Source organism: Ruegeria sp. C2, from assembly GCF_056537765.1.
On sequence record NZ_JBQFRZ010000006.1, the window covers coordinates 142,042 to 167,232 of the forward strand.

At 58.4% G+C, this 25,191-nt stretch carries 29 protein-coding genes; 12 read left to right on the forward strand and 17 right to left on the reverse strand.

Going from position 1 to position 25,191, the window contains the following annotated elements:
- Positions 1 to 63 precede the first annotated feature (63 nt).
- On the forward strand, positions 64 to 1,635 hold the full coding sequence (locus ACR0IV_RS16990) for a DUF427 domain-containing protein (RefSeq protein WP_480471697.1): 1,572 nt from the start codon (positions 64 to 66) through the stop codon (positions 1,633 to 1,635).
- Between the two features lie 17 nt (positions 1,636 to 1,652).
- Here ACR0IV_RS16990 and ACR0IV_RS16995 read toward each other — a convergent pair whose 3' ends face one another.
- From ACR0IV_RS16995 to ACR0IV_RS17020, 6 genes are all read right to left on the reverse strand, one after another.
- Complete coding sequence (locus tag ACR0IV_RS16995) at positions 1,653 to 2,447, reverse strand: DUF1217 domain-containing protein (protein WP_480659822.1); 795 nt, start codon at positions 2,445 to 2,447, stop codon at positions 1,653 to 1,655.
- On the reverse strand, positions 2,444 to 2,845 hold the full coding sequence (gene flbT / locus ACR0IV_RS17000; protein ID WP_480471695.1) for a flagellar biosynthesis repressor FlbT: 402 nt from the start codon (positions 2,843 to 2,845) through the stop codon (positions 2,444 to 2,446). Before flbT ends, ACR0IV_RS16995 begins: the two co-directional genes overlap by 4 nt.
- Positions 2,845 to 3,219 carry a flagellar biosynthesis regulator FlaF gene (gene flaF / locus ACR0IV_RS17005; protein ID WP_480471694.1) on the reverse strand — a complete coding sequence of 125 codons (375 nt, stop codon included), beginning with the start codon at positions 3,217 to 3,219 and terminating at the stop codon, positions 2,845 to 2,847. Before flaF ends, flbT begins: the two co-directional genes overlap by 1 nt.
- A gap of 75 nt (positions 3,220 to 3,294) precedes the next feature.
- A complete protein-coding gene (locus ACR0IV_RS17010) occupies positions 3,295 to 4,545 on the reverse strand; it encodes a flagellin N-terminal helical domain-containing protein (RefSeq protein WP_480471693.1) in 1,251 nt (416 codons plus the stop codon).
- A gap of 208 nt (positions 4,546 to 4,753) precedes the next feature.
- The gene (locus ACR0IV_RS17015; RefSeq protein WP_480659824.1) at positions 4,754 to 5,101 is read right to left on the reverse strand and encodes a flagellar biosynthesis protein FlgN; all 348 of its coding nucleotides are present in this window, start codon (positions 5,099 to 5,101) and stop codon (positions 4,754 to 4,756) included.
- Positions 5,094 to 5,366: a rod-binding protein gene (locus tag ACR0IV_RS17020; RefSeq protein WP_480659825.1), complete on the reverse strand. Its 273-nt coding sequence runs from the start codon at positions 5,364 to 5,366 to the stop codon at positions 5,094 to 5,096. Before ACR0IV_RS17020 ends, ACR0IV_RS17015 begins: the two co-directional genes overlap by 8 nt.
- A gap of 111 nt (positions 5,367 to 5,477) precedes the next feature.
- Here ACR0IV_RS17020 and fliK point away from each other — a divergent pair, with 111 nt between their 5' ends.
- Genes fliK through ACR0IV_RS17035 form a run of 3 tightly spaced genes read left to right on the forward strand, consistent with a single transcriptional unit; the run spans position 5,478 to position 8,282 of the window.
- Entirely contained in the window at positions 5,478 to 6,698 is a 1,221-nt protein-coding gene (gene fliK, locus ACR0IV_RS17025) for a flagellar hook-length control protein FliK (RefSeq protein ID WP_480659826.1), read from the forward strand.
- Positions 6,699 to 6,700: 2 nt separating this feature from the next.
- Positions 6,701 to 7,360 (forward strand): flagellar hook capping FlgD N-terminal domain-containing protein, encoded by a 660-nt coding sequence (locus tag ACR0IV_RS17030; RefSeq protein ID WP_480659827.1) that lies wholly within the window; start codon positions 6,701 to 6,703, stop codon positions 7,358 to 7,360.
- On the forward strand, positions 7,326 to 8,282 hold the full coding sequence (locus ACR0IV_RS17035; protein WP_480659829.1) for a phosphotransferase: 957 nt from the start codon (positions 7,326 to 7,328) through the stop codon (positions 8,280 to 8,282). The genes ACR0IV_RS17030 and ACR0IV_RS17035 overlap by 35 nt, the downstream gene beginning before the upstream one ends.
- A 73-nt stretch (positions 8,283 to 8,355) precedes the next feature.
- Here the strand turns inward: ACR0IV_RS17035 and ACR0IV_RS17040 are convergent, their stop codons facing one another.
- Positions 8,356 to 9,672 (reverse strand): lytic murein transglycosylase, encoded by a 1,317-nt coding sequence (locus ACR0IV_RS17040; protein ID WP_480659830.1) that lies wholly within the window; start codon positions 9,670 to 9,672, stop codon positions 8,356 to 8,358.
- A 63-nt stretch (positions 9,673 to 9,735) separates the two neighbouring features.
- Positions 9,736 to 10,449 (reverse strand): helix-turn-helix transcriptional regulator, encoded by a 714-nt coding sequence (locus ACR0IV_RS17045; protein WP_480659831.1) that lies wholly within the window; start codon positions 10,447 to 10,449, stop codon positions 9,736 to 9,738.
- Positions 10,450 to 10,532: 83 nt separating this feature from the next.
- On the opposite strand from ACR0IV_RS17045, the gene ACR0IV_RS17050 reads away from it, so the two are divergent.
- Together ACR0IV_RS17050 and ACR0IV_RS17055 are read left to right on the forward strand one after the other, a co-directional pair.
- Positions 10,533 to 11,228: a glutathione S-transferase family protein gene (locus tag ACR0IV_RS17050; RefSeq protein WP_480659832.1), complete on the forward strand. Its 696-nt coding sequence runs from the start codon at positions 10,533 to 10,535 to the stop codon at positions 11,226 to 11,228.
- On the forward strand, positions 11,225 to 11,611 hold the full coding sequence (locus ACR0IV_RS17055; RefSeq protein ID WP_480659833.1) for a DUF1801 domain-containing protein: 387 nt from the start codon (positions 11,225 to 11,227) through the stop codon (positions 11,609 to 11,611). Before ACR0IV_RS17050 ends, ACR0IV_RS17055 begins: the two co-directional genes overlap by 4 nt.
- Here the strand turns inward: ACR0IV_RS17055 and rnr are convergent.
- From rnr to dapE, 3 genes are read right to left on the reverse strand one after another with little or no spacing between them, the layout of a single operon-like run.
- On the reverse strand, positions 11,602 to 13,860 hold the full coding sequence (rnr, locus tag ACR0IV_RS17060) for a ribonuclease R (protein ID WP_480659834.1): 2,259 nt from the start codon (positions 13,858 to 13,860) through the stop codon (positions 11,602 to 11,604). The two genes, ACR0IV_RS17055 and rnr, sit on opposite strands and share 10 nt — an antisense overlap.
- Positions 13,861 to 13,906: 46 nt before the next feature.
- On the reverse strand, positions 13,907 to 14,482 hold the full coding sequence (locus ACR0IV_RS17065; RefSeq protein WP_480659835.1) for a TIGR04282 family arsenosugar biosynthesis glycosyltransferase: 576 nt from the start codon (positions 14,480 to 14,482) through the stop codon (positions 13,907 to 13,909).
- Positions 14,483 to 14,485: 3 nt separating this feature from the next.
- Positions 14,486 to 15,625 (reverse strand): succinyl-diaminopimelate desuccinylase, encoded by a 1,140-nt coding sequence (gene dapE / locus ACR0IV_RS17070; protein WP_480659836.1) that lies wholly within the window; start codon positions 15,623 to 15,625, stop codon positions 14,486 to 14,488.
- Between the two features lie 208 nt (positions 15,626 to 15,833).
- Here dapE and ACR0IV_RS17075 point away from each other — a divergent pair, with 208 nt between their 5' ends.
- A complete protein-coding gene (locus ACR0IV_RS17075) occupies positions 15,834 to 16,892 on the forward strand; it encodes a transporter substrate-binding domain-containing protein (protein WP_480659837.1) in 1,059 nt (352 codons plus the stop codon).
- On the opposite strand, the gene ACR0IV_RS17080 is transcribed toward ACR0IV_RS17075, so the two are convergent.
- Genes ACR0IV_RS17080 through ACR0IV_RS17090 form a run of 3 tightly spaced genes read right to left on the reverse strand, consistent with a single transcriptional unit; the run spans position 16,889 to position 18,142 of the window.
- Positions 16,889 to 17,233, reverse strand: a complete 345-nt coding sequence (locus ACR0IV_RS17080; protein WP_170399025.1) for a hypothetical protein — start codon at positions 17,231 to 17,233, stop codon at positions 16,889 to 16,891. The two genes, ACR0IV_RS17075 and ACR0IV_RS17080, sit on opposite strands and share 4 nt — an antisense overlap.
- 37 nt (positions 17,234 to 17,270) lie before the next feature.
- Entirely contained in the window at positions 17,271 to 17,864 is a 594-nt protein-coding gene (locus ACR0IV_RS17085; protein WP_480659838.1) for a TetR/AcrR family transcriptional regulator, read from the reverse strand.
- Complete coding sequence (locus ACR0IV_RS17090) at positions 17,864 to 18,142, reverse strand: hypothetical protein (protein WP_480659840.1); 279 nt, start codon at positions 18,140 to 18,142, stop codon at positions 17,864 to 17,866. The genes ACR0IV_RS17085 and ACR0IV_RS17090 overlap by 1 nt, the downstream gene beginning before the upstream one ends.
- A gap of 108 nt (positions 18,143 to 18,250) precedes the next feature.
- On the opposite strand from ACR0IV_RS17090, the gene ACR0IV_RS17095 reads away from it, so the two are divergent.
- Positions 18,251 to 19,435, forward strand: a complete 1,185-nt coding sequence (locus ACR0IV_RS17095) for an aromatic ring-hydroxylating oxygenase subunit alpha (protein ID WP_480471677.1) — start codon at positions 18,251 to 18,253, stop codon at positions 19,433 to 19,435.
- Positions 19,436 to 19,487: 52 nt separating this feature from the next.
- Here the strand turns inward: ACR0IV_RS17095 and dapD are convergent, their stop codons facing one another.
- On the reverse strand, positions 19,488 to 20,315 hold the full coding sequence (dapD, locus tag ACR0IV_RS17100) for a 2,3,4,5-tetrahydropyridine-2,6-dicarboxylate N-succinyltransferase (RefSeq protein ID WP_480659842.1): 828 nt from the start codon (positions 20,313 to 20,315) through the stop codon (positions 19,488 to 19,490).
- A 106-nt stretch (positions 20,316 to 20,421) separates the two neighbouring features.
- Positions 20,422 to 21,333 (reverse strand): threonine/serine dehydratase, encoded by a 912-nt coding sequence (locus ACR0IV_RS17105; protein ID WP_480659843.1) that lies wholly within the window; start codon positions 21,331 to 21,333, stop codon positions 20,422 to 20,424.
- 80 nt (positions 21,334 to 21,413) lie between these two features.
- On the opposite strand from ACR0IV_RS17105, the gene ACR0IV_RS17110 reads away from it, so the two are divergent.
- Both ACR0IV_RS17110 and ACR0IV_RS17115 read left to right on the forward strand, forming a co-directional pair.
- A complete protein-coding gene (locus ACR0IV_RS17110; RefSeq protein ID WP_480659844.1) occupies positions 21,414 to 22,256 on the forward strand; it encodes an LOG family protein in 843 nt (280 codons plus the stop codon).
- 3 nt (positions 22,257 to 22,259) lie between these two features.
- Positions 22,260 to 23,357: a cystathionine gamma-lyase gene (locus tag ACR0IV_RS17115; RefSeq protein WP_480659845.1), complete on the forward strand. Its 1,098-nt coding sequence runs from the start codon at positions 22,260 to 22,262 to the stop codon at positions 23,355 to 23,357.
- Here the strand turns inward: ACR0IV_RS17115 and ACR0IV_RS17120 are convergent.
- Positions 23,352 to 23,741, reverse strand: a complete 390-nt coding sequence (locus ACR0IV_RS17120; protein ID WP_480659846.1) for a hypothetical protein — start codon at positions 23,739 to 23,741, stop codon at positions 23,352 to 23,354. The two genes, ACR0IV_RS17115 and ACR0IV_RS17120, sit on opposite strands and share 6 nt — an antisense overlap.
- A gap of 160 nt (positions 23,742 to 23,901) precedes the next feature.
- Between ACR0IV_RS17120 and ACR0IV_RS17125 the strand changes: the two genes are divergently transcribed.
- Positions 23,902 to 24,822, forward strand: a complete 921-nt coding sequence (locus tag ACR0IV_RS17125) for a DnaJ C-terminal domain-containing protein (protein ID WP_480659847.1) — start codon at positions 23,902 to 23,904, stop codon at positions 24,820 to 24,822.
- Positions 24,819 to 25,157: a hypothetical protein gene (locus tag ACR0IV_RS17130; RefSeq protein WP_480471670.1), complete on the forward strand. Its 339-nt coding sequence runs from the start codon at positions 24,819 to 24,821 to the stop codon at positions 25,155 to 25,157. Before ACR0IV_RS17125 ends, ACR0IV_RS17130 begins: the two co-directional genes overlap by 4 nt.
- The last annotated feature ends 34 nt before the right edge of the window (positions 25,158 to 25,191 follow it).

Here is a 25,191-nt window from a genome sequence, read left to right on the forward strand (position 1 = left end):
ACTCCCCTTGGCAATGTGCCTGTTAGGACCCATCCTATAAGGGCTGGTCAAGGGAGGTTACAGATGAACGTCCACGCCACTCCGAATACCAAAGGCTATGGGATTTCCGTCGAACCCCTGCGCGGGCGGATTGCAATCTATCGCGGTGAAACCCTTCTGGCCGAAAGCCGCAACGCCAAGGTCATGTATGAAACGCGGCTGCCGCCGGCAATCTATGTGCCACGCGAAGATCTGTGTGTGGAGCTGGGCCCCGAAACCGAGCTGCAGACCTTCTGCCCCTTCAAGGGCACCGCGACCTATCACGACATCAGCCTGCCCGAAGAACGGCTGACCAACTCAATCTGGGCCTATGAGGACGCCCTGCCCGAAAGCAAGGCTATTCAGGGCCATATCGGTTTCATGCCCAACACCGCAACGCGGATCGACCTTGGCGACAATACGCTGCGGCAACCCGATGACGGCAATATCAGCGGGCCTTTGATCGACTGGCTAATGCGCGGTGCGTCCGAGGTCGACACCCCCGACGGCTTTACCAAAGCGCTGGCCGAGAAGATGCTGGAACACGGCATCGCTATTCAGCGCCTCAGCATTCTGGTCTGGTCGCTGCACCCGCTGATCGCGGGCAAACACTATATCTGGGAAAAAGACGCGGCCGAAATTTCGACGCATACCCCAAGCTATGAGATCCACGACCACCCGGCCTTTACCAACAGCCCCTTGCGCCATGTCTCGAATGGGCTGGGCGGGGTGCGTCAGCGCTTGAATGATGACAATCCGCATAACAGCTTTCCGATCATCGAAGATTTGCGCGCCAAAGGTGCGACCGATTACGTTGCCATGCCGCTGCCCTTTTCGGATGGGCGGACGAATGTCCTGACCTTGACCTGCGATCACCCCAACGGATTCACAACTGAAAACCTTGGGCTGGTTTTCGAATGTTCGTCAGTTATCGCTCGCTTTTACGAGGTCTTCATGCAACGCGAAAACGCACAGGTTCTACTTGAGACTTATGTGGGCAAGCGCACGGGTGCGCGCGTGCTGGGTGGCGAAATCCGCCGCGGTGACGGTGATGACATCGATGCCGCGATCATGTTCTGTGACCTTCGCAACTCCACCACACTGGAGGAAACGCTGGGCCGGAGCGACTATATTACGATCCTGAACTCGTTTTTCGAAACCGTGTCGGGCATCGTGCACGATCATGACGGAGAAGTTCTGAAATTCATCGGCGATGCTGTGTTGGCCGTGTTCCCTGCCGGGGACAAGCCGGCCCAAGCCCGTTCAAATGCACAGCAATCGGCGGTCGAAATCGTCGAGAAACTGGCCGAGCTGCGCAAAGAAGAGAGCGATCATTACTGCGATTGTTCGATCGGCGTTGCCTACGGGCGCGTGACCTATGGCAATGTTGGGTCACGTGAGCGGTTGGATTTCACGGTGATCGGGCAAGCCGCCAATGTGGCCGCGCGCCTTGGCGAATATGGGAAATCCATCGGCCACAGAATCGTTGTGTCACAAGATATAGAACCGAGTTGTCAGCACGCCGTCACTTTGGGGGCCGTGAAATTGCATAATGTATCCAAACCCGTCAAGTCCTTTGCGATGCGTACCCCTGCAGACGACATATTGGATGCATAAAGGTCAACTTCGCCTGATCATCCTCCATCCAGCAATATCAACGCTGTCTGCGCGGGCGAGATCGTGTTCTGTAACTGGGCAATCTGGCTGCGGGCCAGATAGGTATCCGTCAACTTTTCAACTGCCTGCACATCAGTGAATTGAGACAAATCAGAAGAGCCTGTGATGCGCTGCAATCGGTCTTTGAAAACCTCAAGCTGCTTGTCGATATCAAGCTGCGCAAAGGCAGAAGGCAACCCAAGGGCTGTCTCCATCATCTTGCGCAATGGTGGCAAACCCATCAGGTCAAACCACTTTCTATCTTCACTTCCGCTTCGTTCCGCGATGTCAGATAAGGCGTGCTGAGTATACAACGCAATGCGCATGGTCTCGTCCTGCTCACCAACCGAGACCTCGAAACGAGTTATCAGATTATCGTCAGCAACCTTTCGCATTGCATTGACCAGATTGGTCTTTGGCACATCCCCCGGACCGAAACCGAACGCGTTGGCAAGCTCACGGTACCGGTTGTCCGCCAACCGGTTGGAAAGCGCATCATCCGCCTGCGTACCATCAGACAGGACTTTCTGAATGAAGAACCGATTGTTCAGATCCTGCTCCAGCCCAAAGGCTCCAAGCGCCACTTGTAACAACCGTCGATCTGAAACCAGATCTTCGGCTGAACGCGCCTTGCTAATATTGTCGAGGAAGTAATTCGTATCCCTCTCATTCACGGTGGACGCCGAATAGCTTTGAAACTGCGCGTCATAGGTCCGCTGCAGGAAACGCCAGCCTACCAGCCCACCCGTCGGTATGACCGGCTGGAACGTCATTGCTGATAGGCCATCAAACGTTCTTCGCGTGGCAGCAAAGACCGGAGCGACTTGAGACATCTGTAGTATTGCTCGGCCACCAAGGCCTCGGTTGCGTCCGTCAGCACGCGCCGGCTATCAGCGTCGGTAAAGACCTGACTCAGCTCTTCGACTCTACGCAGCAATTGCTGGCGCGCCTGATCCGGTTCGCTGTCGCCGGACAGAACAAGCTGCGCGGCATAGCAGACCCGACGCACCGGAGTATTGGCTTCTTCCGGGTGAATCGCGTCACGCAAGCGCAAGACGTTGGCTTCTGGCGTCACGATCGAGAACCGGCTGCGACGATCCCCGTTTTCGATCACGACCCCATTGATTAGAACACGTTCCTTTGGGGCGAGTTTCAGAACCAGCCCGCCCATCAGTTGCCCCTCATTTGACGCAGCCCGCGCAGGACGGCCATGTTGATCTCAAGCAAGGGTTCAACCTCGGCCTTGTTGCCCAGAACTTGGCTGCTGTGGTGTTCCGTAAACTCGGCCAGATAGAATATCCTGGCGCGGAGTTCATTCGGCAACGCATTATCGGTATCCGAAACTTCCGTTGCCAGTACGCTCCACAACCGTCGGTTTTCATGTAGGGCATGCACAAAGCCGCCAAAATCTGTTGCCTTGCGGGATGCTGCCGCCTTCAGACGGTGAGTAATTCTTGAAATCGCCTCGTATTCCGTATCCCGAGGGGTGCGCGTTGGTGCAGTCGATTGTCCATAAGCGCGTTGGGCCAGCGTTTGCGGGGTCACTTGAAATCCTTCCAATTGTCCTTCGGGGGCGATCAGATCCGGGGCGCGTCATACGCGCCCCGGGTTAGCTCTGGTTTAACGGAACAGCGACAGAATGGACTGTGGTGCCTGGTTCGCGATCGACAGCGACTGTGTCGCCAGCTGTTGCTGAACCTGCAGCGCTTGCAAACGGGCCGAAGTCTCTTCCATATCAGCGTCGACCAACGAACCGATGCCCGATTTAAACGAGTCGGTCAGCTTGGACACAAAATCCTGCTGAGTTTCGATACGACCTTGCACAGAACCAAATGCTGCGGCCGCGTCAATCGAGGTATCGATCAGCGATTCAATGGTGCCCAGCGCAGCGGCTGCACCCGCATCCGTGGACACGTCGATCGAGCTCAGCGCGCCGAGCCCGCCCGAACCCGCGTTGGTAAATTGTGCCGAGATGGAAATATCCTGATCGGCGTCAGCACCCGCAGCAGCAGCACCGGTTGCAAAGGAAATGGTGTTCGGCGCACCGGAAGAATCATAATCCGCCGCGAGACCTGTGATGCCAAGCGCATCAATCTGGTTCTTGAGGCCAACAGCAACCAGCGCATCGGTATAGTTTTCGTCATATGTACCGGACGGATCCAGATCACTGGTTTGAATGGTGTAAGACACCTCTTGATCACCGACCCGGATCGATACGCTGTCGCCAACTTCAAAGTTGTCAGTGGAACTGTCGATGACGATGTCACCAGTGCCCGTTGCGCGGTTCAGCGTGAAACCGGCGACGTCATTGTCTGTCGTGGCGTTGTCCGAACCGGCAAGGACACCCTTCGCGGTATAGCCACCGATAGACAAGTCCTGGCTGGCAACCGAGATCGAAGACGCATTCACCGCGCCGCTGTTATCACGATCCAGCGACGACAGGACGGAGACGGTACCGGCAGTGCCGTCAACCAAGTTCAGGCCATTGAACTGCGCGGCCCCCACAACAGATGCGATTTGACCACGAAGTGCGGCAACATCATCATTGATCTTGGAACGATCAACGTTGTCTTCCTGCGCCGCGACGATTTTTTCTTTCATTTGCGTCAGCAGGTCGGTCACGGTTTCCGACGCGTTTCGCGCAACCGCGACCGTCGATTCACCCAAAGCAAGGCTGTCTTTAATCGCCTTGAAACCCTTTACATCCGACTCCATGACCTTAGAAATCGCCCAGACGGCCGAATTGTCCTTGGCGGTCGCGACATCCTTACCGGTCGAGATCGCGTTCTGGGTCATTTCCAGGTTCTTGTTGACTGATTTCAGGGTTTGCAGCGCGACCATCGCGCCATTGTTCGTCAGAATGCTGGACATGTTTGTCATCCTCTTTACGTTCGGGCGCGTTTCGCGCCGCTGCTTTCCCACCTCAAGCGGTAGGCATTCTGTCGTTCTGACCTGTGCGTCGTGCCCTGTGGCTTACGCGCCACCTGCTGATCAGGTGCACTGCAACCTTTGACCGCTATCCCCTAACGGAGTGCTAAGATGTGCATCTGCAAAACCAAGGATTTGAATCAAACGGCTTCTAAGCCCGTTTCTCAAGCTTCGCGCATGCGCGAACGGCATAGCCATTGCGCTGACCCGAGGCATCATAAGTGCTGAACTCCTGTCGTACCCGACGCAGTTCCGACATCCGGTCGGCCACCGCACGAATCCCTTCGGCCGCGCTGTTCAGCAAGGCCTGATTCCGCTCAACCTTATTCTGGATACGGACCAGATCTTCGGCTTCAAAAACCCGCTGATCGTTGATCGCGCCAATCAGGTCTTCTTTCTGAGGTGTCAACTGATCCAGAGCCTCCAAATTGCCCTGCATAAGCGCTGCACGTTCAGTATCCAACAACTCTTCAAGTGCTCTGATCGGGTCATTATCCATCTGATTTCTCCCTCATTGCATTGAACAGGATTTCAGACAGGCCGATGCCTCCGGCTCGTGCCATCTGTTGCGCTTGTTGTTGCACAAGGAACGAGGCGAACTGGTCCTCGCCAGCACCGCCACCAAAGCTTCTCCGCGCCTCGCCCAGGCCCGCCGATTTCAGCATCTCAGCCAGAAAAGCAGCCTCAAGCTCGACAGACGCCGCCTTGAGCTTCTGCGGCAGAGCTGAATTTCCTGCGCCGGGCGCAGCCAGTGGATTCGTCATCGGTTTCTCCGAAATTTGCTTCGAACTTTCGCGATCAGAAGCGAAAGCAGTTAAAATAAACGTAACTTCCTGAGGGCAAGCTGCAGCGCAGACAAACGGAGTCGCAGCAACATGCCCAACCCGCTGACACTGATGACAGTGACATCCCGTGGTGGAACCGGACTGGACACCTCGCAAAGTAGCGATCGAGATCCCAAAAGCGGCCTCGACTTTGAGGCCGCAATGAATGAAGAGGCCGAGCACCCGGTTGCGGATCCAGAAGCGGTGGCAGCCGCAGCAGTTGATCAGATTACGCCAGCTGAACTTCCGGAAGCCGAAGATTCGGCACCCGTATCAGAGTCTCAGGTTGGAGATGCGTCTGCAGAGGGTCACTCGATAGAAGAATTGGCCCAGCCGTATACATTGTCCGTTGAAAGTGACGTGACATCGACAGAACCAAAGGTCGAAACTAATGCGATCAGCGACCAGACACAGGTTGAGTTAACCTCAGTTGCTCCAAAATCAGCAAATGAAGTCACAGCATTACAATCCAAACCAACAACAGAGACATCGCCTATCGTCAGCGTACAGGCCGTTGAGCCGCGTTCAACGCCTACCAACGGAATTGAGGTGAAAGTCGAACAAAGTACCGCGCCGCAACCCAAAAACGTCGTATCGGTGATGGAGGCGCTTGCCAGAAGTCTTAAGCATGATCCTCTGCCCGAGGCGCATAACCTCGCGGCTCCGGATCTGGTCGACAGGCAGCCGGCGCAGGCTTCTAGATCCGCTACGATTGCTGCGCCGCAGATCACCATCCCCACGTTGATCGGTGTCACGGATAAGACTGGTCCAGAGATCGAAACCGAACCACAGGATTTGTCCGCCTTGAGAGAAACCGCAACAGGACAAATCCAGCGTGAGGGCATTTCTTACTTGTCATCTTTGCCTGCACGGCCCGAAACGGCACGGTTGATTGCCGGTCAGATGGCCGCTGTCATTTCCGCGAAACCCGGCTCAGGCGCAGTGGAAATCGCTCTCAACCCCGAAGAACTTGGACGTGTATCAATCACGCTCAACGGACGTGATGACGGAATGCATCTGGTAATTCTGGCCGAAAGGCCCGAGACGCTCGATCTCATGCGCCGCCACGTCGCGATTTTATCTGCTGAATTCGAAAGGTTGGGATATGGTGGCCTGTCGCTGGATCTCGGAACCTCCGGCGACGCACCGCCTGAGCGTGCACGACCAGAATTTGAGCAGACTTCGAACACCAATGAAGCGACCGGCGGTGTAGAAACCACGGTACGCCCTATACGGATCGACCCCGATCGGGGCCTTGATATGAGACTCTGACCATGATCAATCCCACAAACTCAGCGACCACACCAACTTCAGTTACGACCAATAGCGCGCAAAGCTCGGCGTTGACCTCAGACTTTGAGACATTTCTTCGCTTGCTGACAGTGCAGGCGCGCAATCAGGACCCGCTGGAACCTCTGGATTCCTCGGAATACGCATCGCAACTGGCACAGTTTTCCATGGTTGAACAGCAGGTCAAAGCCAATGAACTTTTGTCGGCATTGACCCAAGCGCTGGGGGTCGTCAATCTCGAACAGCTTGGCAGTTGGGTCGGGATGGATGTTCAGGTCCCCGCCTCATTTCGGTTTGAGAACCAGCCGATCACCATATTCGCGCAGGCCGAAGCCACGGCCGACGCTGCCGAGCTGGTCATACGGAACGATCAGGGCGAGATTGTCGACCGCATCACGGTGCCAATCGACGCGACCGAATTCGACTGGTCTGGTGTCGATGACACCGGCAGCCCCCTGCCCGCTGGTGCGTACTCGGCCACGCTCGAAAGCTTCAAGGATGGCAAGAGATTGAGCAGCGTGTCCGCCTCGGTATTCAGCCGCGTGGTTGAGGCGCAGATTGGCGATGGGGCCATCATGCTGACTCTGAATAGTGGGGCCAAAGTAGCGGTTGAAACGGTCCGACAAATCCGCACAGGCGCTTGATCTGATCATCAGAGCGCGCCAAAGCTTGGCGAAGCACGACTCGCCCGAAGAACTGGTAAAGCTCCTGTCCGATCACATTCAACCACCGCCCGATCTTGTGGAACAGCTACACGCCCGGAAACTGGTCGAACCGAATGTCCGGTACGAGGTCCTTTATGGAGGCCGGACCAATCAGGTTTGGAAAGTTCGAACCGGTGACGGTGGCACGGTCCTGAAACTTTACCGGGCAAACGAAAGCAACCCACTGTTTCGCAATGACGCGAAGCTCGAAGCGGCCTGTCTGCAAGCGCTAAGTGACACCGGCTTTGTGCCAAAACTGCGCGCAACCGGCTCGTTTGGGCGATCAAACTGGGTCTATTATGACCATGCCCCGGGCGCGCCGTGGTATGACGGGGTCGAAAACGTCGCGCAGTTATTGCGGCAGGTGCATTTACGGCCCGTCGAGCTAGATGTTCCCTTGGGCTGCAATGGCAGTGATGATCTGGACAAGCACACGCAAGCGATATTGGCTCTGTGCAAGACTGAGAATGCGAACCGTTTGCTTCATCGGCGACCTCAACATCAGATCCCGCCGCTATCAAGCAGATGCCTGATTCACGGCGATCCGGTCGCTGGTAACATCTTGCAGACCAAAAACGGGCTGACCCTGATCGACTGGCAGTGTCCCGCGTTGGGTGATCCTAGCGAGGATCTGGCAATGTTTCTGTCCCCCGCGATGCAGCAGATTTATCGTGGACAAACTTTGACAGAAGCTGAAACAAACCGCTTTCTTACTGCATACGGAGACCCGGATATCACTCAACGCTACGAGGTACTGCGCCCATGGTATGCTTGGCGCATGGCAGCTTATTGCCTTTGGCGGGTTGAGAATGGAGCCCCGGATTACCTAGCAGGATATGACTTGGAAGTCGCGCTTCTTTAGCGTCGCAAAACCAGCCCCGTCTGACTGCGGTATCCTGAGCGATTGGGCGGCCCCGGACAGGCCACCCGATCCTTCAACGCATCCGCTCCAACAAACTGAGCGACGGATAGCCATCCGGAACCAATCCCTGCGCCAGTTGGAAGGCGCGCACGGCATTGATCGTGTTCGGCCCCGTGCGACCGTCAACGCCCTTTGTGTCAAACCCGGCCTGAGTCAGGCGCTGTTGCAGCTCTTTGCGCTCAGTAAAGCTCAGCACCCGGTCACCGCGAGGCCAACTGGCTTGAAACGGCGCGCTGCCCGCCAGCCTGTCGGACAGATGGCCTATGCCGATCACATAGGCATCGGCCCCGTTATATGCCTCGATCACTTTGAAATTGTCGAAGATCATCAAGGCGACCCCTCGTCCCCCAGCAGGCAGTAGGATTGATGCTGGACCATGATCCGGCACAGCGCTGCCGTTCCGGGACAAGACACCCAATTCGGCCCATTTTGATGGCATCAATTTGTGATCGCGTCGGGCAAGCTGGTAGTCGAAACCCTCCGGCAGCCGAACCTCAACGCCCCAAGGCTGCCCCTTGGTCCAGCCATGCCGCGCAAGATAGGCAGCGGTCGAGGCCAGCGCATCGGTCGGATCATCCGACCAGATGTCGCGTCGACCATCCGCGTCGAAATCAACCGCATAGTCCAAAAATGATGTCGGCATGAACTGCGTATGCCCCATCGCCCCGGCCCAGCTGCCAACCATATTTCTCGGATGAACATCTCCGGCTTGTACGATCTGCAGGGCCGCGATCAGCTGTGTTTCAAAGAACTTCGCGCGCCGCGCATCGAACGCCAGTGTCGCCAATGACTGGATGGTCTGATTGCTGCCGCGATAGGACCCGAACGAGGTTTCCAGACCCCAGATTGCGGTCACGACCTCTTTTTCAACGCCATATCGTGCCTCAATCCGGGTCAGAGCGTCCCGGTGCCGTTCCAGCCCTGCGCGACCATTCGCAACTCGCGTGTCCGAGACGGCAGTATCCAGATATTCCCAGATCGGCTTGGAAAACTCGGCCTGATTGCGATCGCGCCGTATGACATCCTTGTCATAGCTGAGCCCTGCCAACGCCCGATCCAGCGTTGCGGCTGAAATACCTTGCGCCATCGCTCGTTCGCGAAACGCGCCCAGCCATGCCTGAAACCGCGCGTTGCCCTCAGCCGACACGGGATATGCCTTCGCCTCTGGCCGCACCACGGGACGGATGGAAATCGTCACATCCGCCGAGGCCAGTTGCACGTTTTCGACCTGAGGTCGGGCCAAAGGCCGTATTGATTTGTCTGATATATCCGCCTGCACGATGGATGCCCATAATGCGGCGGTCATGACGCCACCTATGCATTTATGCATTCCGTTTTTCCTGATTACTGCTCGCGGAAGATGATAGCGCAAAAGAGGCGTTTCACAAAGCGCTCAGGACCCTGGCTCGCGCTCTTGTGCCTCGTGTTGGGCGCGGATGCGCGCAATAGCCTCGCGCAACAGAGGCACACGATTGGGCCGAAAGCTTTCTTCGGTCACGGTCATCTCTTGCATCCGGTCCAACCGAAAGACCCGAAAATCCTGCCGCAAATGGCACCAGCTGAGCAGAACACTGGCGCGATCCATGTACACGATGCTCAGCGGATTGACCCGGCGACGGGTGTCATCACCCTTGGCATCGGTATAGGCAAATTCGACCGCGCGCTCATCCCATGCGGCCTGACGCAGGGCAGCAACTTCGATCGTGGGCGCTGCAGGCCGGTCAAACCGCGTGGCGGTCAGAACGGCATGGGTTAACCGATGCGACTGCCGCGGTGGCAGGCGCCCCTGTAACTTGCGCAGCGCCTCGCTGGCCGCATCCGACAGCGCCGGGTCCCCGATCAACTGTACCTCGCGCAGTCCCAGAACAAGCGCTTCAAGCTCATCATTGGTGAACCCCAGCGGTGGTAGAGTGGCATCTTCGATCAGGGTGAATCCGAACCCGGCCTCTCCGTCAATCACCGCGCCCAAGGCGCGCAAAGCGTCGATATCGCGATGGATAGTGCGCGCGGAGACGCCCAGATCCTGCGCCAACTGGACGGATGTTCTGGGCGATGGGCCAGAACGTAAGGCTTGCATCAATTGGAACAGGCGAGCGGTACGAGACATGATGAAAGTTAATCTAACCCTAATGACAATATCTGTCATTAGGGCAGCGTATCCATCACTCAACCCGCAAGATGGAGATCACGATGCTGACCCTACTCACCTTCCCCTCTGCCTTTGGCCAGTTTAGCGCCAGTCCGTTCTGCGTGAAAACCGCGCTGATGTTGCAACGCTCGGGCCTTCGCTGGAGGCGGTCCGACATGCTAGACCCCCGCAAGATGCCGCATCAGAAACTGCCGGTACTGCGCACGCCCGAGCGTCTGGTACCCGACAGCGATCTGATCCGTGACTGGCTTGAGGCACAGGGGGCCGATTTCGACACCGGCCTTAGTGACATGCAAAAGGCTCAGTCCCGCACATTGATCCGGCTGGCGGAAGAGCATCTGTATTTTCACATCGTACAGGATCGCTGGGCCAACGATCAGGTCTGGCCGATCCTGCGCGATACGTTTTTTGCCACGATCCCCGCACTGATCCGCAAGCCTGTGTCCAATTCGATCCGCAAGTCGGTCCTCAAGGGGTTGTCCTTTCAAGGCGTGTCCCGCTTTTCACCGGCTGAGCAGCACGACAGGCTGGAGCGCGATCTCGAGGCGATCTCGACCTATCTGTGGCAGTCACCTTATCTGGTGAGCGACACGCCGACCTCCGCAGACATGAGTGTCGGCCCCATGCTCGCGGCAATGCGGGCCACGCCTGCAGATACACCGCTGACCCGCAGGATCAAACGGGATAAGCTGCTGAACAGTTATGTGGACAGGATGGAACAGGCGATCCCCTTATGACGCCGTTTGACGACCCCAAAGTGGCCGCCGCTTTTGATGCGCTACCAGAGGACACTCGCGCGGGTGCGTTGGCTCTGCGCACGCTTATCTTCGAAACTGCCGCGTCCCTATCGGGCGCCCAGCCGCTGCAAGAGGCGCTGCGCTGGGGCCAGCCCGCCTATCTGGCACCAAAAGGATCAACGATCCGGCTGGGCCGGCACAAATCGGCATCGTTTGCCCTATTCGTACATTGCCAGAGCAGGTTGATGGGCGGTTTTACATCGGCCTTTCCGGGCGAGGATCGGATCGACGGTAACCGGGCCATCTTGTTCGACGATCCGGACCAGATCGACCCAACACGCCATGGCTGGCTAATAGCGCGGGCGCTGACTTATCACCTCTGACGGCGTTTGCGCTCGACCTTGCGCTTGATCTTGTCCTTCTTGCGCTTGGTGCTGACGGCCTTGCGCCGCGCGCCGCGCTTAGCCGGGCCACGCCCGCGCGAAAGGGCCTGATCATCGATCGACAGTAACTCCAGCTCCAGCCCGCCCGTCACCGGGGTCGCCTCGGTCAGCCGCACGGTGACACGCTGGCCAATGGCGATGATTAGGCCTGTATCCGAACCCATCAGGGTTCCGGCCTCTCGGTCAAAGTGGAAAAACTCACGCCCCAGCGAGCGCACGGGCACCAGCCCATCCGCGCCGGTTTCGTCCATCTTCACGAAGGCGCCAAACCGGGCGATGCCGCTGATCCGGCCCGAGAATTCATTGCCTACCCGCTCGCTGAGATAGGCCGCCAGATAGCGATCGGTCGTATCCCGCTCGGCCATCATTGAGCGACGCTCGGTATCCGAGATATGTGTAGCGGTTTCTTCCAGCCGCGCAATTTCGTCCTCGGTCAGCCCATCCTTGCCCCAGCCATGGGCCGAGATCAGCGCGCGGTGCACGATCAGGTCGGCATAGCGGCGAATGGGCGAGGTGAAATGCGCATAGTTCCGCAGCGCCAGCCCGAAATGGCCGAAATTCTCAGGGTTGTAATAGGCCTGTGCCATCGACCGCAGGGTCGTCAGGTTGATCAGTTCCGCGTCCTCAGTCCCGGCGGCGGCGTTTAGCAACGCGTTCAAGTGTCTGGTCTGCAGCACCTGACCTTTGGCAAGGTTCAAACCTGCCGCCTGAGCGGTTTCCCTGAGGCTTTCCAGCTTCTCGGGCGCAGGTTCTTCGTGCACGCGAAACAGCAGCGGGCGGCGTTTGGCGATCAAGGTCTCGGCAGCGGCGACATTGGCGAGGATCATGAATTCCTCGATCAGCTTATGTGCATCCAGACGGTCGCGGAACGCTACGCTGGTCACCTCGCCTGTGTCGCTCAGCACAATCTTGCGTTCGGGCAGGTCCAATTCCAATGGCTGCCGTGCAGCACGTGCCTTCTTTAGCGCCGTATAAGCGGCATAGAGCGGCTTCAGAACCGTCTCTAACAGAGGTCCGGTGCGGTCATTCGGAGTGCCGTCAATGGCCTCCTGCACTTCGGCGTAGTTCAGCGAGGCAGCAGAACGCATCAGACCCCGCACGAACCGGTGCCCGATCTTGTTGCCGTCCGCGTCGATCTGCATGCGCACGGCGATACAGGCGCGCGGTACACCTTCGTGTAGCGAGCACAAATCACCCGACAGACGATCCGGCAGCATCGGCACCACGCGGTCGGGGAAATAGCTGGAGTTGCCCCGTTTGCGCGCCTCGCGATCCAGCGCCGTGCCGGGTTGAACGTAGGCAGCGACATCGGCGATGGCGACCCAGATCACATGGCCGCCGGGGTTCTTGGGATCATCGTCCGCATGGGCATAGCAAGCGTCGTCATGATCGCGCGCATCCGAAGGGTCGATGGTCAGCAGCGGCATATCCCGCAGGTCCTCGCGCGCCTTAAGGCCGACGGGTTTGGCCTTGTCGGCCTCCTCAATCACCTTGTCAGGGAAATCGTCCGGAATGCCGTGCTGGTGAATGGCGATCAGCGAGACAGCCTTGGGAGCAGTGGGGTCCCCCAGCCGTTCCACGATCCGTGCGCGGGGCAGCCCCATGCGGTTCTTCGGCCCGGCCTGTTCGGCCTCGACCAACTCTCCGTCCTTGGCCCCCAGAACGGCACCGTCTGCAACCAGCCATTCGGTCTGACCAGCCTTGTCGATGGGCACGATCCGACCGCCTTCGGCCCCCTTGCGAAAGATACCGACGATCTTGCGCGGGTTGGTTCCGATGCGACGTATCAGGCGCGCCTCATAATTGTGGTCTTCCTCATGCACCACCGACAGGCGGGCCAGAATCCGGTCGCCCTCACCCAGCGCCGGATCACTGGCGCGGGCGATGATCAGCACGATGGGTTCGACCCCCTCGCCATGCCATTCCAGCGGACGAGCAAACAAATCACCATCGGCGTTCGGAGCCTTGACCTGCAGGACACTCACCGGCGGCAGACGATCCGGGTCACGGTAGCTGCGCTTGCGCTTTTCCAGGTGCCCCTCGGCCTCAAGTTCCTTGAGGATACGCTTCAGATCAATCCGATCTGCGCCCTTGATGCCAAAAGCCTTGGCGATATCGCGCTTCGAGGTCAGGGTAGGGTTCGCCGAGATCCAGTCCAGGACCTCCTGCTTGGAGGGAATGCGAGTCATACTTTCGGCCTATCATGCGTTTGCGACCGCGTCATGACCAAAAAACCTAGGGTTTCAGATCAGTCACAGTATCCACATCACGGAGCTGGTCGAGCAGTGCAACGCGATAGCCGGGGATTGAAGCCAGAGTATCCGCCAAGGCGTACTCGGTCGACCAGCGTACATTGCGAAACAGGTTGCGCGGCAAGGCCGCATAGCGCTGCGCACCGACCAACCAGTATCCCCCATCTGGCGCGGGGCCAAACACCATCTGCGTGCACCCCAATGCATCAAACGCCTGCGCGATATGCCTGCGCGTGACCCCCGGAATATCTGCGCCGATCAGGCAGACCGGACCTTTGGGCATCCCGCGCAGCATCCGACCCATTCGGTCGCCCAGATCACCCAGCCCCTGCGCTGCGCGGGGCAGGTCAGCGGGCCAGATTCGACTGGTCAGCCCCTCCTGATCCGGAGCGACGGCCAGCACGATCTGCCAGCGCGGATCGCGCAAACGCCGGATCAAAGACCCGGTCTGATGACGAAACCACCACGCCGCACCGACCATGCCGATGTCGCGACCCAGCCGCGTTTTGACACGCCCCGGGCGGGGTTCCTTTACCATGATCACCAAAGTGCGCTGCATGGATCAGGCGAAATAGTCCGCCAGGATTCGGGTATAGATCGCCTTAAGCTGTTCGATTTGGGCGACCTCGACGCATTCATCCACCTGATGCATCGTCCGGCCAACAAGGCCAAACTCGACCACCGGGCAGTGGTTCTTGATAAACCGCGCATCCGAAGTCCCGCCGGTTGTCGACAGTTCGGGCGTGAGGCCCGTCTCTGCTGCTACCGCCCGAGACACCAGATCCGACAATGCGCCGGGTGGGGTCAGAAAGCTTTCGCCCGAGATCTTGATTTTCGTATCAATCTCTACGCCATACTCCCGGGCCACCTGATCCGCCGCTTCGAGTAGCCAGTCGCTGAGGCTGGACCCGGAATGCAGATCATTGAATCGGATGTTGACGGCCGCACGACACTGGGCCGGGATCACATTGGTCGCCGGATTCCCGGTATCGATGGTGACAATGGCCAGCGTCGAAGCGTCGAAATGGTCGCTGCCTTGATCCAGCTCATGACTGCCCAACCGATCCATCAGCCGCGCCATCGCGGGCAAGGGGTTTTTTGCCCGGTGTGGATAAGCTGAATGGCCCTGAACACCGGTCACCGTGAACCAAGCCGTCATCGATCCGCGCCGACCGATCTTGATCATCTCGCCCATCCGGTTCGGGCAGGTGGGCTCGCCCACCAGGCACACGGACATTTGCTCACCAGCTACATCCATATGATCGAGCAACGCGGTTGTGCCATCCAGCGCGTCCCCCTCTTCATCGCCGGTGATGGCCAGAATGATCGCCCCATCCGGAGGCGTATCACGGACGAAATCCACTGCCGCCGCCGCAAAGGCCGCCACACCCGATTTCATATCAGTTGCCCCGCGGCCGAATATCACCCCATCATGGACTTCAGCCCCGAACGGAGGTTTGGTCCATGCCGCTTCATCGCCCACCGGAACAACATCCGTGTGACCGTTGAAGCCAAAGCTTCTCGCATGCGCTTTGCTTCCCCACCGCGCAAACAGGTTGCTGACGCCACCACGGTCCACGCGGGTGCAGTCAAAGCCAGCTTTCGACAGGACCTGTTCCAACAAGACCAACGCTCCGCCTTCCTCGGGTGTGACCGATGGGCAACGGATTAAATCTGCGGTCAGCTGAACGGGGTTGGTCATAATGGGCCTTTCATCGCTGCGAGTGCCTGTGTTCCTGCACAGATTCAACGAATTGACCGGAATGCCAACCCTGAAGAGCTAAAATTCCCGATTGATCCGCAGGCACTCTCGGTTTGATACCCCAACAAAACATGGGCCTTGACCTAGCGGCGACCTTGCCGCGCTGCAACAATTTGAGGTAGAGGGCCGCGAAACAGGTGAATTGACCATGAAGCGTGCCCTCTTCGTATTGATCTGCCTGACTTTCGCCGTCTTCGCGCAGCAGAGCCAGGCCCAGACCCTTACGGTTACAACAGTGACCCGCGCCCCTTTCTCGTTTGTCGAGGATGGCGCCCAGACCGGATTCTCGATGGATCTTCTGGCGGCTTTGGCCGGGTCGCTGGACTGGGAGTATTCCGTAAACCGGGTCGAAGGGTTCAGCGAAATGCTAGGCGCGGTTCAGGACGGTTCGGCCGATCTGGCGATTGCAAACATCTCGATCACGGCAATGCGCGAGACGCAGATGGACTTCAGCCAGCCAATCTTTGAGGCTGGCCTGCAGATCATGGTGCCGTCCGAAGCTACACGCAGGCCATCACTGCTGCAGGCGTTGCTATCGCGCGAACTGTTCATCGCTATAGGATTGGCCTTTGCGATCCTGCTGGGCGGCGGGATGCTGATGTGGGGTTTTGAACGCCGCGCGCAACCTTACTTTGACCGCGAACTGAATGAAGCCTGGTTTCCCTCGTTCTGGTGGGCCCTCAACCTCGTCGTCAATGGCGGGTTTGAAGAACGGATGCCCCGCACCCCGTTTGGCCGCCTTTTGGGTGTGATTCTGGTGGTGTCATCGCTGTTCATCGTGTCAGTCTTCACCGCGCGCATCACCTCGGTCATGACCATAGATGCCATTACGGGCAGCGTGAATTCGGTAAATGACCTCTATGGCAAAGAGGTCGGCACAATCAACGGATCGACAGCGGCCAGTTTCCTGAACCGACGCGAGATCGAGTTTGCCGGCTATCCCGGCCTGCAAGAGATGCTGGCCGCATTTGAAAATGACGAATTGAACGCGGTGGTGTTCGACGCACCGATCCTGTCCTATTACGCGTCGCACGAAGGGCGTCGCATCGCTACGATGACCGGCGGTGTCTTTCTGCGCGAAAACTATGGGATTGCTTTCCCGACGGGTTCGCCTTTGGTCGAAGACGTCAACCAGGCGCTGCTGTCACTGCGCGAAGATGGCACATATGATGAAATCTACCGCAAGTGGTTCGGATCGCCGAACTAAGCGGTTTCCTCGTCTCCGAAAAACGGCGTCATCTGCGCCACGATAACGGCGTTTTCATCCAGAGCTCGCTGCATCAATGCCCGCTCATCCGGATCAATATCGTGCCCCTGCGCCTCACGCTCGGCCAGGGTGCCATAGCCCGTGACATCCAGCGGCGCAGTATCAGCCTGTTTCAGGATCGCAACCGTCTCGCGCACGGCCTCGGCCTCATCCACACCGCTGGCAAAACACATCAGTGCCGCGCCGGTGGCCCCTTCGGGCAGGCCGTCGCCATCCTTGCGGCCAATCTGAACCAACAACGTATAGACCTGCTGGCGCGAAGGTTTTTTCTGCTTTTCCATATCGCCCGCAATACGCCGACCTGGCAAAACGGTCAACTCAATCGCTGGCAGCGCTTGCCAAGTGGGCCAGCAACATCTCTGCGGCTGCGCGCTGCGTATCGCGCCAATCGCCCCGAGGGCTCAACGGCATCACCGCATCCGTATTGAAATAGATTGCGGACATCCCCGCAGCCACGACTTGAACGTCCCGCGCATCTGCACCCGGGTGTTCGCGCGTGATTTCAGCGGCAATCCTCGCTTCGAAATCATAGATGAACCCAAGCAAGGGCTCTCGAAGATCCTCATGCCGCTCAGATGCAGCGACCAATGCCGCGAAGACTGCGGCGCTTTCTGAGGAATAGGCGCTGCGACCAAACAACGTCTCTATCATCGCCTCTACCCGACCTGAATGCGGCAGAGAACCAAAAAGCGCCTCTGTCTGATCTGCAAATACCTTCAGGACGTGCTCCAGTAGTTTGCGCACCATCTCATCCCGATTGCCCAGATAGTGGCGCAGCAATGGTCGTCCGACACCCGCTTTCTCCGATATGCGAGCCAGGGTCGAACCGTCCAACCCATATCGCGCGACGCAGCGCATAAAGGCGTTCAGAATCTGTTCGGATCTGGCGTCTTTCAGGCTGGGGCGTGGCATCAGAACCCGTTCGCAGAGAGCTGGAAGACATCTGTGAGAATGTAGAGAAGCCCCAGTGAAATCCACAGAACCGTGAGCAACCAGAACAAGGCAGGATCCTTTGCCCGGTCAATCGGCTCAATCAGAAAAGCCTGCCCCGAGCGTACCGACAGCAGCCCCCAGAAGATGAATAACAGCCCCCACAGGCCATAGAAGCCAGCGACAGTAGAAACAAGAAGCACTGCCAGTATCAATACAGTCATCCATTTCAGATGCTTCAGGGTGTGAGCGAAGTTCATCCTGCCTCCATGTCAGCCGTAAAAAAAATCTTCAGATCAAATCTGGACATTCGGTCATTGATTGTCAATATTGATAATTATCATATTTGACAATCAATGGACTCACCGATGCCGCTGCTTGCCGCACTTCCAGAGCAACCCCAACAACGCCTGCCGCGCGAGGCATACATCTCAGACACGTGGTTTGAGGCCGAGCAGAAAGCTCTGTTCAGCAATTGCTGGACCTTCGCCGGGGTGACCATGGATTTTTCCGAACCCGGCGATTTCAGAACGATTCAGGCCGGAGACTATGCTCTGATCGTCATACGGGATGCAGCCGGGGACTTACGCGCCTTCCATAACCAGTGCCGTCATCGCGGAACCGAATTGCTGGAAGGCTGCGGCAACGCAGGTAAAACCATCGTCTGCCCCTATCACAACTGGGTCTACAACCTGGATGGCGCTTTGCGTGGCGTCCCGGCCCAGCGCGAATGCTTCCCGGATCTGGATAAGAAAGCTACTGGGCTATTCGGCGCTTCGGTCGGCGTGTTTCGCAACCTTGTATTTGTTCATCCTGAACCGGATCAGAGCTTTGACACATGGCTCGGCGATCTGGATCAGGTCCCGTGGCCTCATGATCTGGCGTCAACCGAGATGCAGGAGAATCCGGACGATGTGATCTATGAGATCAGCTGCAACTGGAAGGTCTTCTTTGAAAATGCAATCGACGGCTACCATCTGGCTTATCTGCACAAGGACACGCTGGGCGGCCCGACCCACGACAAGAACCTCTGGGAAGTCTTTGGACACAACATGGTCTGGTGGTCGACCGAGCGTGAAGGCGTCAAACATCGTATTCCTCAATTTGTGGAAAACTCGGCGAAAGGGTCAGGTTTGAAAACGGTTCGGAATGCAGACACCCCCGGCTATGGCGGGGTCTATATGCTGTTTCCAACCACAATCCTGACGCCAAACCCCTGGGGATTTTCGATCTCGGTGATGGAGTCGGTGGATGCCAACACAACACTGCTGCGGGTCAGAAACTGGTCGCCCAGAGGCTGGTTTAGCTACAGTCATCGTGCGGCGGACATACCTGGATATGACCAGGAAACCGGCCGGATCAAATCCTCTCATTGGACGCAACACCCGCTGGAAACCGGAGATTTCCAGACCGAGGATGTTTGGGTTTGCGAAAAGATGCAGCGCGCCCTTCGATCACCACGATATCAAGTTGGTCCTTTGGCCAAAGGGGCCGGAGGTGAAGCGGCGATTGATTTCTTTCAGCAAACAGTTCTGGAATTCATGCCGAAATAAGAAAGGCCGCAGAGCGTGCGCTCTGCGGCCTTCTCAAACCGAATCTATGGGATCAGTCGCGCAGCAGCTCGTTAATCCCGGTTTTCGAACGGGTCTTTTCGTCGACGCGCTTCACGATAACCGCGCAGTACAGGCTGACGTTGTTCTTTGACGGCATCGAGCCCGCTACGACAACCGAGTAGGGCGGCACTTCGCCATACATGACCTCTCCGGTTTCGCGGTCGACGATCTTGGTCGATTTGCCGATGAACACGCCCATGCCCAGAACCGAGCCCTCACGGACGATGCAACCCTCGACCACTTCCGAGCGCGCGCCGATAAAGCAGTTGTCTTCGATGATGGTCGGGCCAGCCTGCATCGGCTCTAGCACGCCACCGATGCCGACGCCGCCCGACAGGTGCACGTTCTTGCCGATCTGCGCACATGAACCAACGGTGGCCCAGGTATCAACCATCGTGCCTTCATCAACGTATGCGCCCAGGTTCACGAACGACGGCATCAACACCACGCCCGGTGCGATATAGGCCGACTTGCGGACCACACAGTTCGGCACCGCGCGGAACCCGGCCGAGCGCCACTGGTTCTCACCCCATCCGTCGAACTTGCTGTCCACCTTGTCCCACCAGCCACCGGCTTGCGGGCCACCGGCCTGAATTTCCATATCCTTGATGCGAAAGCCCAGCAGAACCGCTTTCTTGGCCCATTGGTTTACGTGCCAGTCTCCGCTGTCGAGCTTCTCAGCCACACGCAGCGAGCCGCTGTCCAGCGCGTTCAGCGTATCCTCGATCGCTTCGCGCGTTTCGCCTGTGGTGGCGGGGGTGATGGTGTCGCGCGCCTCCCAGGCGGTTTCGATGGCGGCTTCCAGTTGCGCATTGGACATGTGAGGGCTCCCTGCAGAATCTATTCACGTTGGTCTTGCGTATAAGCGCGCGCGGAACTGGCCGCAATGCGACGCAGAACGCGCGGTTTGCGGCTGACTTGCCCCCTTAGGCGCCCAACGGGTCCGGAGAAATGTTGCCACCGCAGATAAGTACGGCAACACTTTCATCCGGTGCGGGCCTGTAAGCGCCGGACATTAGTGCAGCCAACGCCGTCGCGCCCGCGGGTTCGACAAGAATACGATGTGCCTGCCACAACCGCTTCTGCGCCTCTGCGATGGCGTCGTCCGTGACCAGAACCGAAGCCATCCCCTGCGCCAGTTCGAAACAGATCGATCCGATCCGCCGTGCGCCCAGCGCATTCGCAGCAATGCCAGAAACCGAGACATCCACGGGTTCACCCGCCTGCAATGCAGCGTTCAAGGCGCAAGAGGTTTCTGGCTCCACCGCCACAACCTTGCGCGCGCCCTGCAACCACGCAAGTGCGCCCGCGATCAAACCGCCGCCGCCTACGGCGATCAGAACGGTGTCAGCCTGCAGCCCCTGTGCTTCCCACTCAGCAAAACAAGTGCCCTGCCCGGCCACGGTTGCGGGCGCATCATAAGCATGGATCTGCATCGCACCGGTTTCGGCCTCGTGCGCCTGCGCACCCATCAACGCGTTTGCGTATTCACCGGACACAACGCTCAGGTCCGCGCCTGTCTGTTCGATCAACGCAATCTTTGACGGCCCTGCCAACTCGGGCACGAAAATCTTGGCCGGATATCCCAGCGTTTGCGCGGCATAAGCCGCTGCCGCACCGTGGTTGCCGCCAGAGGCTGCAACGACGCCCGCGTCTGGCACATCCATACTCAGCAACGTATTGAACGCCCCGCGCGCCTTGAAGCTGCCGGTGTGCTGCAAATGCTCAAGCTTCATCTCGACCGGATAGCCCAGCATGTGGCTTTCCATCACCGGCGTGATCTGTGCGTAACCGGCGATGCGATCCCGCGCGGCGGATATTTCACTCTTCCAATCCATTACTTGTCTTTCCGTGACTGGCACTCTGCCCGCGAACCCTATAGCTGTTTCATGAACACGCAAGCAGGGATCGATCACCGATGAGAGAAGACCGCCACAACCCGTTCCGCGACGCGCAAACCGACCGCTCAACCGCGAGCGAGGTTCCGGACACGCCCCAGACGCGGTCCCCGGCCTATCGCCTTGCCTTCGCCGATGACGAATTCCTGTGTCGCGACGAGCTGCGCCCCGTACGCCTGCAGCTGGAGTTGCTGAAACCCGAGATGATCATGAGCGAACGCGAGATCACCTCGACCATCGTCATGTTTGGTGGCGCGCGGATTCCCGAGCCATCGCAAAAGCACACTGCACGGACAGAAACATTAGCGGGGCTGTCGCAGTATTATGACGAAGCGCGCGAGTTCGCCCGATTGATGACGGAGAAGTCGAACCAGACCGGCTGCCGTGAGAACGTGATCGTCACGGGCGGCGGCCCCGGCGTGATGGAGGCAGGAAACCGTGGCGCACAGGATGCGGGTGGCTGTTCCATCGGACTGAACATCGTGTTGCCGCATGAACAGGCGCCGAACGAATTTGTGACGCCGGACCTCAGCTTCAATTTCCACTATTTCGCCATCCGCAAGATGCATTTCCTGATGCGCGCCCGCGCCATCACAATCTTCCCGGGCGGCTTCGGCACGATGGATGAGCTGTTCGAATCCCTCACCCTGATCCAGACCGGCCGGATGGACCGCGTTCCCTTCCTGCTGTTCGGACGCACATTCTGGGAAAAGGTCATCAACTGGGAAGCCCTCGCAGACGCAGGCACCATTTCGGATGAAGACCTCGACCTGTTCCGCTTTGTCGACACCGCACAAGAGGCGGTCGACATCATCGAGAACTGGGAGCCCGCCCCACCCCGCGACGAAATTCCGGGGCGCTGAGCTATGGCACCCAAGACCGGAGAGATGTTGCACTTGCGCGGAAACGCTCTGAACAAGGGTGAGCCTGTGGCTTTGCCTTTAACGCAAAGCAGCATGTACCATCTGCCGGGTGCCCCTGATGGGCACGCGACCTATGGCCGAGTCGACAACCCGACATGGGTGCAGTTGGAGCACGTTTTGTCGCATCTGGAAGCGGCACCCTGCCTCAGCTTCCCTTCGGGCATGGCGGCGATCTCAGCGGCCCTTTTTGCGACCGTGCAGTCCGGTTCACGCCTGTTGATCCCGTCAGACGGTTACTACGTCACCCGCCTTCTGGCGGATCGATTCTTGTCGCGCCTCGGCGTCGTGGTCGAGGAACGCCCCACCACCGCGTTTGCCGAAGGTGGTTTTGACGCCTTCGACGTGGTGTTCGTCGAAAGCCCCTCGAACCCCGGTTTGGACATGATCGACCTTAGGGCCGTGTCAGAACAGGTACGCTCTGCGGGCGGCATCACGATTGCCGACAACACAACGATGACACCGCTGGGCCAGCGCCCGTTGGACCTTGGCATCGACGTTGTCGTCTCGTCTGACACCAAGGCGATGGGTGGCCATTCTGACATGCTGATGGGCCATGTGGCCAGCCGCAACGATCAGATCATGGAACGGGTCGAGGAATGGCGCAAAGTCTCCGGGGCGATCCCCGGACCACATGAGGCGTGGTTGCTGCATCGCGGTTTGGAGACGTTGGATGTACGGTTCGACCGCATGTGTACCTCGGCTCAGATGTTGGCGAAGCGGTTGGCCAAGCATCCGTCGGTGAAGCAAGTACGCTATCCCGGTCTGACTGATGATCCCTCGCACACGCTGGCGCACGCCCAAACCACACGGTTCGGCTTTCTGCTCTCACTGACATTGGACAGCGAAGACAAGGCCGAGGCCTTTATCAATGGCTGCCCTCTGCTGCGCCCCACGACCTCATTCGGCGGCGTCCACAGCTCAGCCGAACGGCGCGCGCGCTGGGGCGACGATGTCGACCCCGCTTTCGTCCGGTTATCGGTCGGATGCGAACCAGTGGAAGAGCTGTGGCAGGCGATCGAGACCAGCCTGAACGCGCTATGATTTCTTCTTGGGCTCACGCAGCTCGGTAAACACATAGATCGGCAGCACGATGCTGGCGATCAAAGCCCCCAGCCAGACCAACAAAGTCGCGGCCAGCAGGTTGGAAATGCCGCCGACTGTCAGCCCAGCGGTGATCAGATCGGTTACCAGCAATCCCACAAAGGTGACGATCAGCGCGATCCCGCCTTTCAGCGCCGGGGCTTTCTTTTCGCCCAGCTTCAGGATCAGCGGCTCGGCCACCACCTGAAACAGCGTGAACACAATCACCACCACGATGAACGAGATCGGCTTGACCGCAAAGCCCGCCAGCAGCAGCGAGGCCAGCAACAACCCGATGGCGTTCCCGGCCAACAAGGCGAGGGCGGACTTTATTTTGCGCGACATGGGACGACCTCCGGAGAATGACAGTTCGAAACATGCAGATACTAGCAGGACAATTGGGTTTTGCGAGGTAATTCAGAGCCTCTGTCATTTTGACCTGTTGAAATCACATGATAAAACACCTTCATCAAGATCAGCCCCACCCAAACCCACGAGAGGTGAGATGAGCGACGATCCCTATTCCGTTCTCGGTGTCGCCAAAGATGCCAGTGCTGCCGAGATCAAGAAAGCCTATCGGCGCATTGCGAAGGAGTGCCACCCGGACCTGAAACCCGGCGATGCCGAGGCAGAGGCAAAGTTCAAAGCGGCCGCCGCAGCCTATGATCTGCTGAAAGATCCCGAGACGCGCGCTAAGTACGATAATGGCGAGATTGATGCTGCGGGGCAGGAGCGGCCCCAGCAACAGTATTATCGCGATTATGCCGAGGCAGCTGGCAACCCTTATCGCGGCCGTCAGGCGGACCCCGACGATATGTCCGATATCTTCGCCGAGTTCATGCGCGGGCGCGGCGGGTTTGGAGGTCAGCGCACGCAAGAGTTTCATGCACCTGGTCACAATCTGAACTACTCACTGCAGATCAGTTTTCTGGATGCGGTGTTTGGGGCCAGCCAGAAACTGACCTTGCCGGATGGCGACCGGATCGAAGTTAAGATCCCCGTCGGCATCACCGATGGCCAGACCATCCGGCTGAAGGGCAAAGGGGCACCGGGGTATGGTGAAGGCCCGCCGGGTGATGCTTTGGTGACAGTGTCTGTCGCCGGGCACCCGGTGTTTGACCGTCAGGGCGACGACATCCACATCACGCTGCCCATCACGGTCGACGAAGCCATTCTGGGCGGCAAAGTCCCTGCGCCCACGATCGATGGCGGCGTAAGTGTCAGCGTCCCGGCGGGCACCAGCAGCGGCAAAACCCTGCGGCTGCGGGGCAAGGGGGTCAAGAAACGTGGGTCTTCGGACCGTGGGGATCAGCTGATCGAATTGACCGTCACCATGCCGGACAAGATCGATGATGAGTTGAAGCAGTTCATGGAGACATGGCGTGAGACGCACAGCTATGATCCGCGGAAAGGAATGCCGTCATGACCCTGACCGAGAAGGAACTGATCGAAACCGTCACCCGCCTGACCTCGGACCGTTTGACAGAGTATCTGGCGGCCGAGATCGTGATCCCTGAGCAATCGGACCAGGGCATGGTGTATCACAGTATCGATGTTGCTCGTCTGGAACTGGCCTGCGAATTGCACGAGCAATACGACATGGAGGCCGACGCGCTGTCGATGATGATCTCTCTGATCGACCAGATGCACGGGCTGCGGGCTGAACTGCGCGAGGTTCTGAATGCCGTCGAGACACAGCCCGAACCCGTGCGCCAACAGCTGATCGAGGTCATAGGCACAGCGCGGTTCCGTCGCAGGTAACGGGGTTTTGGTGGCACAGGATATGGCGTAGAAG

Bases quoted from the DNA above. Each gene is read 5' to 3' on its own strand.
- ACR0IV_RS17055 (WP_480659833.1), top strand. From the start codon at position 11,225: ATGACGCCGTTTGACGACCCCAAAGTGGCCGCCGCTTTTGATGCGCTA.
- ACR0IV_RS17130 (WP_480471670.1), top strand. From the start codon at position 24,819: ATGACCCTGACCGAGAAGGAACTGATCGAAACCGTCACCCGCCTGACC.
- ACR0IV_RS17120 (WP_480659846.1), bottom strand. From the start codon at position 23,741: ATGTCGCGCAAAATAAAGTCCGCCCTCGCCTTGTTGGCCGGGAACGCC.
- ACR0IV_RS17065 (WP_480659835.1), bottom strand. From the start codon at position 14,482: ATGCAGCGCACTTTGGTGATCATGGTAAAGGAACCCCGCCCGGGGCGT.
- dapE (WP_480659836.1), bottom strand. From the start codon at position 15,625: ATGACCAACCCCGTTCAGCTGACCGCAGATTTAATCCGTTGCCCATCG.
- ACR0IV_RS17125 (WP_480659847.1), top strand. From the start codon at position 23,902: ATGAGCGACGATCCCTATTCCGTTCTCGGTGTCGCCAAAGATGCCAGT.
- ACR0IV_RS17105 (WP_480659843.1), bottom strand. From the start codon at position 21,333: ATGGATTGGAAGAGTGAAATATCCGCCGCGCGGGATCGCATCGCCGGT.
- ACR0IV_RS17110 (WP_480659844.1), top strand. From the start codon at position 21,414: ATGAGAGAAGACCGCCACAACCCGTTCCGCGACGCGCAAACCGACCGC.
- ACR0IV_RS17085 (WP_480659838.1), bottom strand. From the start codon at position 17,864: ATGCCACGCCCCAGCCTGAAAGACGCCAGATCCGAACAGATTCTGAAC.
- ACR0IV_RS17075 (WP_480659837.1), top strand. From the start codon at position 15,834: ATGAAGCGTGCCCTCTTCGTATTGATCTGCCTGACTTTCGCCGTCTTC.
- ACR0IV_RS17095 (WP_480471677.1), top strand. From the start codon at position 18,251: ATGCCGCTGCTTGCCGCACTTCCAGAGCAACCCCAACAACGCCTGCCG.
- rnr (WP_480659834.1), bottom strand. From the start codon at position 13,860: ATGACTCGCATTCCCTCCAAGCAGGAGGTCCTGGACTGGATCTCGGCG.
- flbT (WP_480471695.1), bottom strand. From the start codon at position 2,845: ATGGGCGGGCTGGTTCTGAAACTCGCCCCAAAGGAACGTGTTCTAATC.
- ACR0IV_RS17115 (WP_480659845.1), top strand. From the start codon at position 22,260: ATGGCACCCAAGACCGGAGAGATGTTGCACTTGCGCGGAAACGCTCTG.
- ACR0IV_RS17050 (WP_480659832.1), top strand. From the start codon at position 10,533: ATGCTGACCCTACTCACCTTCCCCTCTGCCTTTGGCCAGTTTAGCGCC.
- ACR0IV_RS17080 (WP_170399025.1), bottom strand. From the start codon at position 17,233: ATGGAAAAGCAGAAAAAACCTTCGCGCCAGCAGGTCTATACGTTGTTG.
- ACR0IV_RS17010 (WP_480471693.1), bottom strand. From the start codon at position 4,545: ATGTCCAGCATTCTGACGAACAATGGCGCGATGGTCGCGCTGCAAACC.
- ACR0IV_RS17030 (WP_480659827.1), top strand. From the start codon at position 6,701: ATGATCAATCCCACAAACTCAGCGACCACACCAACTTCAGTTACGACC.
- ACR0IV_RS17090 (WP_480659840.1), bottom strand. From the start codon at position 18,142: ATGAACTTCGCTCACACCCTGAAGCATCTGAAATGGATGACTGTATTG.
- ACR0IV_RS17045 (WP_480659831.1), bottom strand. From the start codon at position 10,449: ATGTCTCGTACCGCTCGCCTGTTCCAATTGATGCAAGCCTTACGTTCT.
- dapD (WP_480659842.1), bottom strand. From the start codon at position 20,315: ATGTCCAATGCGCAACTGGAAGCCGCCATCGAAACCGCCTGGGAGGCG.
- ACR0IV_RS16990 (WP_480471697.1), top strand. From the start codon at position 64: ATGAACGTCCACGCCACTCCGAATACCAAAGGCTATGGGATTTCCGTC.
- ACR0IV_RS16995 (WP_480659822.1), bottom strand. From the start codon at position 2,447: ATGACGTTCCAGCCGGTCATACCGACGGGTGGGCTGGTAGGCTGGCGT.
- ACR0IV_RS17020 (WP_480659825.1), bottom strand. From the start codon at position 5,366: ATGACGAATCCACTGGCTGCGCCCGGCGCAGGAAATTCAGCTCTGCCG.
- ACR0IV_RS17040 (WP_480659830.1), bottom strand. From the start codon at position 9,672: ATGCATAAATGCATAGGTGGCGTCATGACCGCCGCATTATGGGCATCC.
- ACR0IV_RS17015 (WP_480659824.1), bottom strand. From the start codon at position 5,101: ATGGATAATGACCCGATCAGAGCACTTGAAGAGTTGTTGGATACTGAA.
- fliK (WP_480659826.1), top strand. From the start codon at position 5,478: ATGCCCAACCCGCTGACACTGATGACAGTGACATCCCGTGGTGGAACC.